The sequence below is a fragment of the Nocardia altamirensis NBRC 108246 genome (assembly GCF_001612685.1).
In the GTDB taxonomy this organism is placed as follows: domain Bacteria; phylum Actinomycetota; class Actinomycetes; order Mycobacteriales; family Mycobacteriaceae; genus Nocardia; species Nocardia altamirensis.
The window spans coordinates 1-11,718 of record NZ_BDAY01000138.1 but is presented as its reverse complement, the minus strand read 5'-3'; the positions used below and the strand labels follow the sequence as shown (position 1 = coordinate 11,718).

The following is an 11,718-nucleotide window of genomic DNA, read 5'->3' as shown; positions in this document are numbered from 1 at the left end:
CTGCAGAATGGGTGCGGATGCACAGGAGGCGGGTCTGGGCCGGGCTAGTTTCGGGAGGCGCCGCCACCCGAGGACGCACCACCGGAGGATTCGCCGCTAGAAGCCGACGTCCCACTCGACACCGAGCCGCCAACCAACGCAGCCGAACTACCGCCGACAATCGACGCAATGCGCCTGGCCCGAACCAGTCTCGCGATACGCCACCGCGGGAGGACACGCCGTCGAAGGATTCGCCGCGCCACTGGATGCCGAGCCACTGGTGGAGGCTGAGAGGCGCTGTCGCCGACAGTCCGCACATCGCGCTTGGGCCGAACTAGTCTCGCGATACGCCGCCACCGGAGGATTCGCCACCCAAGAAGGCACCGTTCGAAACGGACACCCGTGGACTCCGAACCGCCAATGGACACAGCCGAATTAACGCCGACAGTCGACGCGGTGCGCCTGGCCCGAACTAGTTTCGGGAGGCGCCGCCGCCGGAGGACGCGCCGCCGGATTCGCCGCTCGAGGAGGCGCCGCTGGAAGCTGATGCGCCGCTGGATGTTGAGCCGCTGGTGGAGGCTGAGGAGGTGCTGTCGCCGACAGTCGGCACACTGCGCTTGGGCCGAACTAGTCTCGCGATACGCCACCACCTGAGGATTCGCCACCCAAGGAGGCGCCGCCTCGCTCGACGCCGAACCGCCAACCGAACTGCCGCCGACAGTCGGCGCGGTGCGCTCGGCCCGAACTAGTCTCGCGATACACCGTCACCGGAGGACGCACTGCCGGAGGATTCGCCACCCAAGAAGGCACCGTTCGAAACCGACACCCGTGTATTCCGAACTGCCAACGAGCACAGCCGAACTGCCGCCGACAGTCGGCACATTGCGCTTAGCCCGAACTAGTCCGCGATACCCCGCCACCCGAGGAGGCACCGCCGGAGGATTCGCCACCCAAGAAGGCACCGTTCGAAACCGACACCCGTGGACTCCGAACTGCCAACGGGCACAGCCGGATTACCGCCGACGGTCGGCGCGGTGCGCCTGGGCCGAACTAGTTTCGGGAGGCGCCGCCGCCGGAGGACGCGCCGCCGGATTCGCCGCTCGAGGAGGCGCCGCTGGAAGCTGACGCGCCGCTGGATGTTGAGCCGCTGGTGGAGGCTGAGGAGGTGCTGTCGCTGGATGTGGTGCTGCCGGAGGAGGTTCCGCCGGAGGTGCTGCCACCCGATGACGAGGTGCCGCCGGACGTGCTTCCGCCTGACGAGGTGCCGCCGGAGGTGCTGCCGCCCGAGGAGGAGGACTCTCCTGCGGAGGTCCCGCCGCTCGATGAGTGGTCACCCGACGAGGTGCCACCGGAGGAGGTGCCGCCGGACGTGCTTCCGCCGGTGGAGGTTTCGCCGGAGGACGTGTTGCCGGAGGGTGTGCCCGTCGATGTTTCGCCTGATGAGGTGCCACCCGAAGTGGTACCGCCGGAGGTGGTGTTCCCCGTGCCGGTGGTGTCGGCAGGTGTGGTGCCGGTGCCGGTTGTTGTTCCTGAGGTCGGGGTGGTGGTGCCGGTGCCGGTCGCCGGAGTGGCCGGTTGAGCGGGGGGCGCGGCTACCGGGTCTGGCACTACTGCGGGCGGATTGACTTGCGGCACACCAGGAATTGTGCCGGGCAGGCTGACCGTCGGGATGCTGGGAACACCGGCGATCGGGGTGCCGACGGGGGGCAGGTGGACGGGCGGGATGGCGGGAAGCTGGCCGGGAAGCGGGGTCGGCTGGCCGAAGGGCAGCGGGTTGATGAAGTAGGCCGGGTCGGCGTAGGTCCGTCCGTCGTGCGGGTTGACGTCCCTGGGGTCGAGGCGGCTGCCGCCACGGGATTCCGCCACGCTGGGGCCGAGCGTGCTGCTGTGCGCAACGGGCGTGATGAACAGCCCGTACGCGGACGGACGCGGGGCGACGGCGCCCGAGGCAAGGGAGCGCGACATCCAGCCTGCGGGTGTCGCCACCCAGGCATCGTGGCCGTCGGCCGGGCGGTCCAGGCTGGCGTCGTACAACAGCGTGTCGGTCGAGGAATCGGTGCCGGGGAAGTGATCGAACATCGGCGCTGCCGCCTCGGGGCCGGTCGGGCTGCCGAAGACCGTCACCGCGGACATGGCGACCGCGGAAACCACGGCGGCGCTGGAGAATACGGCGACCCGCGGCGCATGCGACCGCCCGCCCGCCGCGGCGAGCGCCATGCTGCGTGCGGCCATCAGCGCGGCGCCCGCGACGACGGTGTGACCGGGGTCGGCCGAAACCACCAGGGGGCGGCCGAGTTCCGCGAGGGTACGGGCGACCTCGGCGGGCCGCGAGGCGCCGCCGATCACCAGGATGCGGCTGATATCGGACAGGGTGAGATCGGCCGAGCGCACTACCGAGCGCACCACGTCGAGCGTGTCGTGCACGTGCGCGGTGCGCAGCCCGTCGATGTCGATCATCGACAGCATCGTCAGCGGCACCGACGCGTCCGGCCCGCTGTCGTGGGCGTAGCGCGCGATCATCGCACCGAGCGGCCTGCCGCCGAAGTCGTAGGAGCGCACCGGCTTTCCGACCATCGGATGATCGACCCAGTCCGACCCGACGCGCACGATGGTGACATCGAGGCTGGTTCCGCCGAGGTCGTAGACCAGCACGAAGCCGGGCTCCAGCGGGCCGTGCTCGTATTCGAGCCATTCGGCGGCGGCGACGGGTTCGGGCACCAGCTCGACCTCGCGCGCACCGGACAGGTCGAGCGCCTGCCGCAGCAAGGCCACTTCTTTGTCGGAATATGTTGCGGGATAGGTGGCTACGGCGCCCGCCTCGGCGGCGGCAGGCTCGGCGTCGCGCAGGCCGTTCACGACGGCGGCGACCAGGTTCGCGGCCGACCAGATGCGCCCGCCGACGATCAGCGGCTCGGGGTCGAGGCTCAGGTCGGCGAAATCCGTGACGGCCATGCTGAATTGGGGAATCCCACCGATCCGCAGCCCACCCGCGCTGTCGAACGTCACCGCGGTGCGCCTGCTGCGCACGACGGGTCTGGTCCGTACTCCGGCAGCCGAAGCCGTCATGGAGTTCACTGCGCCGATGCTGAAACCCAGACCTGTGGTCATTTGCTATCCCGTCAACGTACCGAGACCACGTCCATCACACAGAGAACCATGTGGCCGCGGTCGTCTTCCAAACAGCGAGCACAGATTAGCTGTTCGACTCGCTGGAAGGATGTGGAATTGATATGAACGGGAGAAGTCTGGCGTAAAACGTTTAGCTCCCGATTGCAATGATCTATGTCACCTGCGTCGATGCCTTCCGGACGCTGTGTTCAGCCCTCTCGACACGGGTCGACGCAAAGGCGCGCAACGTGATCCCGTTACCCCGTAGCGATCCGGACAATTGCCCAAAAGTCGACCGTCGACCGGACTCACCCACAGAACCATAAATCACATTTAAACACTGACTGGTCGGTAACCAAACCATTGCCGACGCTATTAATTCGGCTTTAGCGCTCCTTAAAAGACTTTCAACTTCCGCGCACAAGATCAGCGCCGCCGGGCACACAGCGCGCGGGCAGAGCCCGAGCAAAGAGAGTGCCCGCATCGCTCCTCCACTCGTACATGATGCATCAACTCCATGTCGTATTCCCGCCAGCGCAGCCCTCTCGTTCCGCGTTGACTCAACGTATGCGATCACCACCACCGAGGTGAGATCGCAAGAACGAGAAGGGAAATGGCCAACATGTCGACACGTTTCGCAACAAAGGTCGTGCTGATAACGGGTGCAAGCTCGGGCGTCGGCAGGGCGGTCGCACTGCGCGTGGCAAACGAAGGCGCCGCGGTGGTGCTCGGTTCCCGAGGCAAGGACGCGGGCGAGCAGGTGGCGGCCGAGATCCGCGCGGCAGGCGGACGGGCACTGTTCGTGCCGACCGATGTCACCGTCGAGGCGGATGTGGCACGACTCACCCAGGCAGCGCTCACCGAATACGGCCGACTCGACGCCGCCTTCAACAACGCGGGGGCCATCAATGCCTTCGGGCCGATCGCCGAGATCGATGAGGCAGGCTGGCGCGCCGACCTGGAGCTCAACCTGACCAGCGTGTTCTACGGCCTGCGTCACCAGGTGCCCGCGCTGGCCGCCTCCGGAGGCGGCGCGATCTTGAACAACGCGTCCAACCTCGGCGTGGTCGGAATGGGTTCGGTCGCACCGTATGTGGCGGCCAAGCACGGTGTGGTCGGCCTGACCAGAGCAGTCGCGCTGGAGTCGGCACCGCAGGACATCCGGGTGAACGCGCTCATCTCCGGTGCGATCGACACCCCGGCCTTCCGCAATTCGATGGGTGCGACACCTGAGGGCGAGGCAGCGATCGCCGCACTGCACCCGCTCGGCCGCATCAGCAGGCCCGAGGAGATCGCGTCGTTCTGCGCCTACCTGCTCAGCGACGAGGCCAGCTTCATCACCGGCGCCGCACTCGCCATCGACGGCGGTTTCACCGCACAGTAGGGCCGAACAGAAGTGCTCGGACGGATCGAGATAAGTTGTCCGTCCGAGCACGAGGGGACCGAACCGGCGCACGTCCCCAATTGCCGCCCCTGGCGGGGGGCGGCTCCGAGCTGAAGAGCGACGACCACCGCAATGGAACAGGGCGGTGAGCACGTCTGGACCGTCAACCCGGTTGAGCCCTAGATCACCAGGCAGGAACTTCCCAGGTTGATCCCGGTACCGACCTGCACAGTGAGGGTGGCGGTTTCACTGCCATTGGTAGCCGAAAGGGTGTGCGATCCAGGGGTTGCCGGAATCCAGGTCGCCGCGAACGACCTCTCCGGCAACCTGTCCACCCCGGCGAACCAGACGCCATTGTCGTAGAAGTCCACGTGATCACCGATCTTGGTGTTGGCAATGGCCAAGTAGCCACAGCCGGTCCCGGTCCCGTTCGCGAACCCACCTCCGGCATGCACAATGCCGAGTCCCAACTCGGCCGCCGCCGACTGTGGCGCGTTCATGACCAGACCGGCGGCGGCGAGCACCAGCGCGGCCGGAACAGTCTTCCGCAGATTTCCCATCAACTACCGACTCCCAAGTTGGTTGAACCGGTGGCATTTCGAGCATGAGCCCATCGACAACCTCCGGCGCTCGAGTATGAACCTCGTCATCGTCGAGCGTCGCCCATGTCCTCACAAGGCCCCGAAACTTGGGGCCCGCACCGATACCCACCCCCGAATACAAAACACCCCGGCACGGCACACGCCCTCGTCACGTGACCGATCACCGGGGTTAGTCCACCATCGACGGCGACGCTGGCGTCGATGGTGACGAAACCTCGCGGAACCGTGTGGTTCCGCGAGGGGCCTGTCAGGAGCGGGCGAGGAGCTTGCGCACCCGGCCGGGACGCTTGGCGGCGCCGGCAGCGCGGACGGCAGGCTGCCGCTGCCGGATCATGCGATCGAATTCCGCTGCGGTGCTGATGGGTTCAGCCAGGCGACCGGCATTGAAATCGTCGGCCAACTGCTGCACCGTCTCCTGCGCGCAGGACTTGTTGGTGCCGATGAAGCCGGTCGGGCCGCGCTTGATCCAACCGGTGACGTAGGTGCCGGGCAGCACAGCGCCCTCGACACGTTCCAGCACACGGCCGTTCAGGTTCGGGATCACGCTCGCCTGCTCGTCGAACGGCAAGCCGGGCAGCGCGACACCGCGGTAGCCCACCGAGGTGAGCACCAGACCCGTGTCGAGACGTTCGGTCGCACCGGTCGCGACGGCGCGGGTGCGGCCGTCGGCGTCGGTGACGAGCTCGTTGCGGCTGACCTCGATGCCGGTGACTCGATCGCTACCGAGGATCTCAGTGGGAGAAGCCAAGTAACGGAACACGATTCGCTTGCGCTCGCCGAACGGCCGACTGCCGACGCTGTGCAGCAACCGCAGCTTCTGCTCGACCTGGTACGGCAGACCCTCGGTCACCTCGGGCAGCTCGCCCTCGATCGCGATGTCTACATCCGCGCCGAGCAGGCCGACGAATTCCGGGACGGTAAAGGCGGATTCGAGCGGACCGCGGCGGCCGAGAATGACCACTTCCTCGATCTTGCTCTCCCGCAACGCCCGCAATGCGTAGGGCGCGATATCGGTGTGCGCCAACGATTCCGGATCACTGGTCAGGATGCGCGCGACGTCGAGCGCGACATTGCCGTTGCCGACGATCACCACCCGCTGCTGCGAGAGATCGAAGACATGATCGGCGTGATCGGGATGACCGTTGTACCAGGCAACGAAGTCGGTGGCGGAGATGGTGCCGGACAACCCTTCACCAGGAATGTCGAGCTTGCGGTCCGAGGACGCGCCGACGGCATAGATCACCGCGTGGAAGTGGTCGAGCAGCTCCGCATGCGAAACATGGCCGCCCACTTCGACATTCAGGTAGGAACCAAACCCTGGCTGCGCCGAGATGAGGTCGAACAGCTCGCTCACCTTGCGGGTCTTGCCGTGGTCCGGCGCGACGCCGTGCCTGGCCAGCCCGTAGGGCACCGGCAACCGATCGAACACGGTCACCGATACATCGGGCTGGGTCAGCAGTTCGTCCGCCGCGTACATCGCCGAAGGCCCGGATCCGACGATCGCCACCCGCATGGGGTGGCGCTCGGTGCGAATCTCGGCCGCCGGCACCGGCTTTGCCAGCAGCGGCCGCGGCCTGACCTGCCGGTAGAAGTCGGCATTGATCTCGATGAACGGCTGCTGCTCGTCGGTCAGCTTCTTCGACGAGACGATCGCGTCCACCGGGCACGCGGTGGCGCACGCGCCGCAATCGACGCACGCCTTCGGGTCCACGTACAACATGTCCGCGGTCAGGAAGTCGGGCTCGTCCGGCGTCGGATGGATGCAGTTCACCGGGCAGGCATACACACACGACGCGTCGCTGCAGCAGGACTGCGTGACGATGTACGGCACGTCAGCCGGCCTTACCCGCGCGCATCGGCTCCGAGCGGTAGCGCGTGGTGTGACCGTCGATCTTGAGCAGCTTCCAGACAGTCTTGGCGACCGGGTTCATCAGGCCGATGTCCTTGGCCAGTGTGCGCACGTCACCGAAGAAGTCGCTGAATCCCTGCTTGGCTTCCTTCGTCCCGTAGAACAGCTCCTTGCGCACGTAGTCCGGGATGTCGAACTCGCGCCAGAAGGACCGGGGCGGGGTGAAGATCGAGCGGCCGAGGATGAACATGACGATCGGCATGGCGATCGACAGCACGAACTTGTTGGCCGGATTCTGTTCGGGCACATGGTTCTTCAAGAACTCATGGGCGAACGAGATGTGGCGCGCCTCCTCGGCGACGTGAATCGCCATGACGCCGCGCATGATCGGGTGCACTTCCTCGCCCGAGCGCAGGATCGCCTTCTGGATGTGGTCGATCGGCTCCTCGCCGGCCAACACCGCCATGAAGAACAGGTTCGGGAACAACCCGGCGACCGGGGCCGCCAGGTACTTGAACTGACGCACCAGCGGGCCCATGCCTGGCACGTCTTCGCCGATCCGGTTGACCATCTCCTGGAACATCAGGGTGTGGTTGTGCTCCTCGATCATCTCGTGGGAGCAGTACCGGAATTCGGGCGAGCCGTTGGGCAGGCCGAAGTTGTGCGTCGCCATACCGCTGATCAGGATGGATTCGAACTGCAGACCGACCTTGGCAACGTTGGCTTGGCGGTACTTGCCGATATGAATCTTGCGCTCGTCGGACTGCGCCAGGTACCAGGGGTGGCGGCCGAGCGGATCGGCCGAGACCGGAAGGATCCACCGCTCCTCCCCTGCATCCACGGCGAAGTCGGGGTTATCCCAGTCGATGTCCTCGTACGGGTCGAAGTGCTTGTTGACCGAGCCTTCGGAGAGCAGCAGCAGGGTTGCGGCGTACTCCTGCGCCTTCTCCAGATCGGGGTCGACCGGGGGCTGCACGGCTGTAGACATCGTCGTCCCTGCCTCTCTCGTAGGACGTTTACCTGTACCCAATAGTTACAGGTACAGACTGTCGCGTCAACTGAGACTCACGGTACGCCGAGCAGATTCTGCACAACACCCCAGGCCACGGGCCATTATCACAATTGACCGCCCGACCAAGAGAAGTTCGGCGGCGACCGCCCTCGTCGCAGTCGCCGCCGAAACACCCGCCAACTTCCACTCAGTAGAACTTGAAGACCGCCAACTGAGCGAAGCCGACGATGACACCGTCCGCAGGCAACGCGAGCGCAAGACCAACGCCTGCGACCGACAGCCCCGCCGCCATCGCCACCCTGGTCAACCTGCGCTTGGTCCGCCGCGACAGCACCAACGCCCTGGTCGCCGCCCGCCGATGCGCGCCGGTCCTGCGCCGCTTGCCGTGCTGCTTACCCGCCGACGCCTCGGCGGCTTCGGCGGCCCTGCGGCCGATGATCGCCGCGCCGTCCGCGATCGTTCGCTCGGGATCGGGCGCGGTGATCACCGGCCGGGCCAGCTCGCCCGCCAGCACCTGCGCCACCTCCACCGGTCGCGCCGCGCCACCGACCACGAGCACACAGTCGACATCGGCCATGGTGACGTCCGCGATCCGCAGGCATTTGTAGACCAGCTCCAACGAGGCCCGCACATGCCTGGTGCGCAGTTCGTCCGCGGTCGTGCCGGTAACCGTTTCGGAGATGGAGGCCGCGGGCAGTCCGTGCCCGGCCCGAGAGGCGACCAGCGCACCGAAGGCGCGCCCGCCGAATTCGGCGGAGCGCAGCGGCTCGCCGACGATCGGGTTGTTCGGACACCCCGCGCCGACCCGGACCAGGGTGATGTCGAGACTGGCACCGCCTAGGTCATAGACGAGCGCGAGCCCCGGCATGAGTGGGCCGCGGTCGGATTCGAGCCAGGTCGCCGCCGCGACCGGCTCGGCGACCAACGCGACGTGCGCGAGCCCGATGGCGTCCAGTGCAGCGCGCAGGTCGCCGATGTGCGACTCGGTGTAGCGCGCCGGGTAGGTCAGCGTGATGCCGACGCCTGCGTCGTGGTTCGGGTGATCGAACAGCGCCTCGGTGATCAGGCTCTCCGCGACCACCGCAACCAGGTCCGCGGGAGACAGCGCGCGGTGGCCGACCCTGGCCGACATGATGGAACGTTGTGTGAGATCGGCGAATTCGGTGATCGCGCGCCCGTGCCGCGGGATCATGCCGACGCGCGCCAAGCCGGTGCTGTCGAAGGTGAGGGTGGTGCGCCGGGTGATGGATCGGGACCGCTGGGCCCATCGGTGGCCCGGCGGAGCCTTCACTGAACCTTCCTCCGCCAGAGCGGAAACCGTGTTCACCGTGCCGATGCTCAAACCGAGACCAACCGCCATCGCAATCCACCTGATCGCCGAGCCGATTTGCTTCGAACCCTGTTCACGCAACCACTCCGCGACCCGCCTGCCAACCACCGGACACCCTATTGTCCGCCGCCCGCCTGTCTTGTAACAGGTTGCATAGCGCAAGCATCCATCCTGGTCACCTGCCCTGGACTGCGGCGCAGGCGACAGCGCCCGGATCTTCTTGCGACACGCCGATATTCAAGGGTGCTCCTGCCCCGTTAACGGAACCGGTCGCACTGGGGGAACCCCACACGAATACATGTTCCAACATGCTGTGATAGCCCCTAACAATCCCCAATCGCCGGACACGCGACCCACGAAGAGCGGATACTGTGCCCACCGATCCAAAGACACGACGCACTCCTGCGCCGGCGATTCCGTATGCCCCACCCGAACGCGTTCCGCCGCAACGACACACCCGATTCCGAGTCGGCATCGTCCGCCGCAGACCCGCCGATATCGTTGCGCCAGCACAAGATCAGCAATGCCTCAGCACACCACGCGCCGCCGAGTCGGCACACTCCCAAATCGCCTCCGCGGATTCAGGCCCGAGGTCCGGTATCGGGTTCAACCACCGCTGCGGGAAAGGCCATGCGACCTACAGTCCACCGTTGCGCGAAGGACCATGCGGCCCAGTCCACGGTTGTGCGAAAGAACCGTGCGGCCCACCGCGATCGAGGGTCAGTACGGAGTCAGCACGAGCCTGCCGCGTAACCCGCCCTTGTCTAGTCGACGATGCGCTTCGGCGGCTCGTTCGAGAGGCAGGGTCTCGGCCACCCGCAAGGTCAGGTTGTCGGCGGCGAGGTCGGCCAAGGCCGCTCCGTCGGCACTGATCCATTCCTGATGGATTCTGATGCCGCGCAACGGTGTCAGCGGCGGACCACCCATCACGGTGGCGAAGGCACCGCGGGTTCGCACCGCGGCCAATGCGCGTATGCCAAGCCCGGCAGTGTCCAGTGCCGCATCGACACCGCCAGGAACCAGTCGGCGCAGGTGTGTTGCCAGATCGTCGGTGTCGCGGTCGACGATCCATTCGGCGCCGAGCCCACGGAGGAACGACTCATCGGCGGAACCGGCGAGCGCGGCAACGCGCAGGCCGCGACGCACCGCGAGTTCGACGCCGAATCCTCCGACCGCCCCGGCAGCGCCGGTCACCAGCACAGTGCTACCCGCGCGCAGATCGAGCAGATCGAGGGCTTGCGCAGCGGTCAGCGCGTTCAACGGCAGCGTGGCCGCGTCGGTCGACGACACCTCGGCAGGCGTCGGAGCCACCGCGGCCGCGTCGAGCACGACGTAGTCGGCGTAGGCACCGAGCGAGGAGTCGAGCAGGTCCCGCAGTCCGATCACGCGCTGCCCCACCGTGAAAGCGGCAACCGCAGGTCCGACCTTGTCGACGACACCGGCGACGTCCCAACCGATGCCGGTGACCGGACGCGCGGCCATCAGCCCCGCCTCGACCAGCGCGCCCGACCGGGTGGCGACATCGACGGGATTCACCGTTGCCGCTTCGACGCGAACCAGCACCTGCCCTGGGCCAGGTTCGGGCGTCGGCACTTCGATGACCTCGAGCACGTCGGGTCCGCCGTAACCGCGAGCGATCACCGCGCGCATCGTCTTTCGTAGCGTCATGCACACAAATTATGGAGTGTTACTCTCCGATAGGAAGTACACACCTTGGAGTGCGTAAGGAACCCGAAGGAGTGCCCGATGTCGACACGCACCGTCGCGCAACGCCAGCTCGAGGCGAGCGCCACCTACGACGCCTACCTCGCCGAATGCCCCGCCCGGCAGCTGCTCGACCGGATCACCGACAAGTGGGTGAGCCTGGCGATCAACGCGCTCGCCGCAGGCCCGCAGCGCTACAGCGACCTGGGTCGCCGCCTGACCAGTGTCAGCCAGAAGATGCTCACCCAAACACTGCGAAATCTCGAGCGCGACGGATTGGTGGCACGCACGGTCACCGTGTCGGTGCCGGTGCGCGTCGACTACGAACTGACGGAACTCGGCTACTCGCTGCTTCCCGTGATGCAGACCATCAAGGGATGGGCCGAAACGCACATCGACGAAGTCCATGCGGCCCGCGACTCCTACGACGCCGCCAGCAGCTGACAGTCCACGAGACACGCACCAGTCCACTGGACCCCACCAGCTCCGCCCCACCGCGCCGCAACCCCTGCCGTGTCCCGTTGGGCGAGAAGCGCTCTCACGAATGGGACATGGTGGAGGCGACACGCCGCAAACCCCTCCACCATGTCCCACTCGTCAGCCTCTGCGCGCGCGAACGGGACATGGCTGCACCAACTCTCGCCGACGACCACCCTCGGTCATCGTCGGAACCACTCTGAGGTGGCAAGCCGCGGATCGGCGTGAGAGAAGTGGCCGAGCCTCGTTGGCGTGAGAGAAATGGTTGCCGAG

At 66.6% G+C, this 11,718-nt stretch carries 8 protein-coding genes; 2 read left to right on the top strand and 6 right to left on the bottom strand.

All coding sequences use genetic code 11. The annotated features are described in order from the left end of the window. Positions 1-1,029 precede the first annotated feature (1,029 nt). Positions 1,030-3,087: an Hsp70 family protein gene (locus tag NA11_RS43055; RefSeq protein WP_069167894.1), complete on the bottom strand. Its 2,058-nt coding sequence runs from the start codon at positions 3,085-3,087 to the stop codon at positions 1,030-1,032. 622 nt (positions 3,088-3,709) lie between these two features. Here NA11_RS43055 and NA11_RS43050 point away from each other — a divergent pair. Then, on the top strand, positions 3,710-4,471 hold the full coding sequence (locus tag NA11_RS43050) for an SDR family NAD(P)-dependent oxidoreductase (RefSeq protein WP_069167896.1): 762 nt from the start codon (positions 3,710-3,712) through the stop codon (positions 4,469-4,471). Between the two features lie 179 nt (positions 4,472-4,650). Here NA11_RS43050 and NA11_RS43045 read toward each other — a convergent pair whose 3' ends face one another. The 5 genes from NA11_RS43045 to NA11_RS43025 form a co-directional block, all read right to left on the bottom strand. Next, positions 4,651-5,031 (bottom strand): hypothetical protein, encoded by a 381-nt coding sequence (locus NA11_RS43045; protein ID WP_069167893.1) that lies wholly within the window; start codon positions 5,029-5,031, stop codon positions 4,651-4,653. 289 nt (positions 5,032-5,320) lie between these two features. After that, complete coding sequence (locus tag NA11_RS43040) at positions 5,321-6,904, bottom strand: FAD-dependent oxidoreductase (RefSeq protein WP_069167892.1); 1,584 nt, start codon at positions 6,902-6,904, stop codon at positions 5,321-5,323. A 1-nt stretch (position 6,905) separates the two neighbouring features. Then, on the bottom strand, positions 6,906-7,910 hold the full coding sequence (locus tag NA11_RS43035; protein WP_069167891.1) for an AurF N-oxygenase family protein: 1,005 nt from the start codon (positions 7,908-7,910) through the stop codon (positions 6,906-6,908). Positions 7,911-8,121: 211 nt separating this feature from the next. Beyond that, positions 8,122-9,225 carry an Hsp70 family protein gene (locus tag NA11_RS43030; protein ID WP_245746583.1) on the bottom strand — a complete coding sequence of 368 codons (1,104 nt, stop codon included), beginning with the start codon at positions 9,223-9,225 and terminating at the stop codon, positions 8,122-8,124. A gap of 759 nt (positions 9,226-9,984) precedes the next feature. Then, a complete protein-coding gene (locus NA11_RS43025) occupies positions 9,985-10,932 on the bottom strand; it encodes an NADP-dependent oxidoreductase (protein ID WP_245746582.1) in 948 nt (315 codons plus the stop codon). A gap of 78 nt (positions 10,933-11,010) precedes the next feature. On the opposite strand from NA11_RS43025, the gene NA11_RS43020 reads away from it, so the two are divergent. Continuing rightward, positions 11,011-11,412, top strand: coding sequence for a winged helix-turn-helix transcriptional regulator (locus NA11_RS43020; protein WP_069167889.1), 402 nt, complete (start codon positions 11,011-11,013; stop codon positions 11,410-11,412). Positions 11,413-11,718 lie beyond the last annotated feature (306 nt).

What these genes read in the sequence shown, in the direction of transcription:
- NA11_RS43055 (WP_069167894.1), bottom strand. Translation starts at nt 3,087, where the DNA reads ATGACCACAGGTCTGGGTTTCAGCATCGGCGCAGTGAACTCCATGACG.
- NA11_RS43050 (WP_069167896.1), top strand. Translation starts at nt 3,710, where the DNA reads ATGTCGACACGTTTCGCAACAAAGGTCGTGCTGATAACGGGTGCAAGC.
- NA11_RS43045 (WP_069167893.1), bottom strand. Translation starts at nt 5,031, where the DNA reads ATGGGAAATCTGCGGAAGACTGTTCCGGCCGCGCTGGTGCTCGCCGCC.
- NA11_RS43035 (WP_069167891.1), bottom strand. Translation starts at nt 7,910, where the DNA reads ATGTCTACAGCCGTGCAGCCCCCGGTCGACCCCGATCTGGAGAAGGCG.
- NA11_RS43025 (WP_245746582.1), bottom strand. Translation starts at nt 10,932, where the DNA reads ATGACGCTACGAAAGACGATGCGCGCGGTGATCGCTCGCGGTTACGGC.
- NA11_RS43020 (WP_069167889.1), top strand. Translation starts at nt 11,011, where the DNA reads ATGTCGACACGCACCGTCGCGCAACGCCAGCTCGAGGCGAGCGCCACC.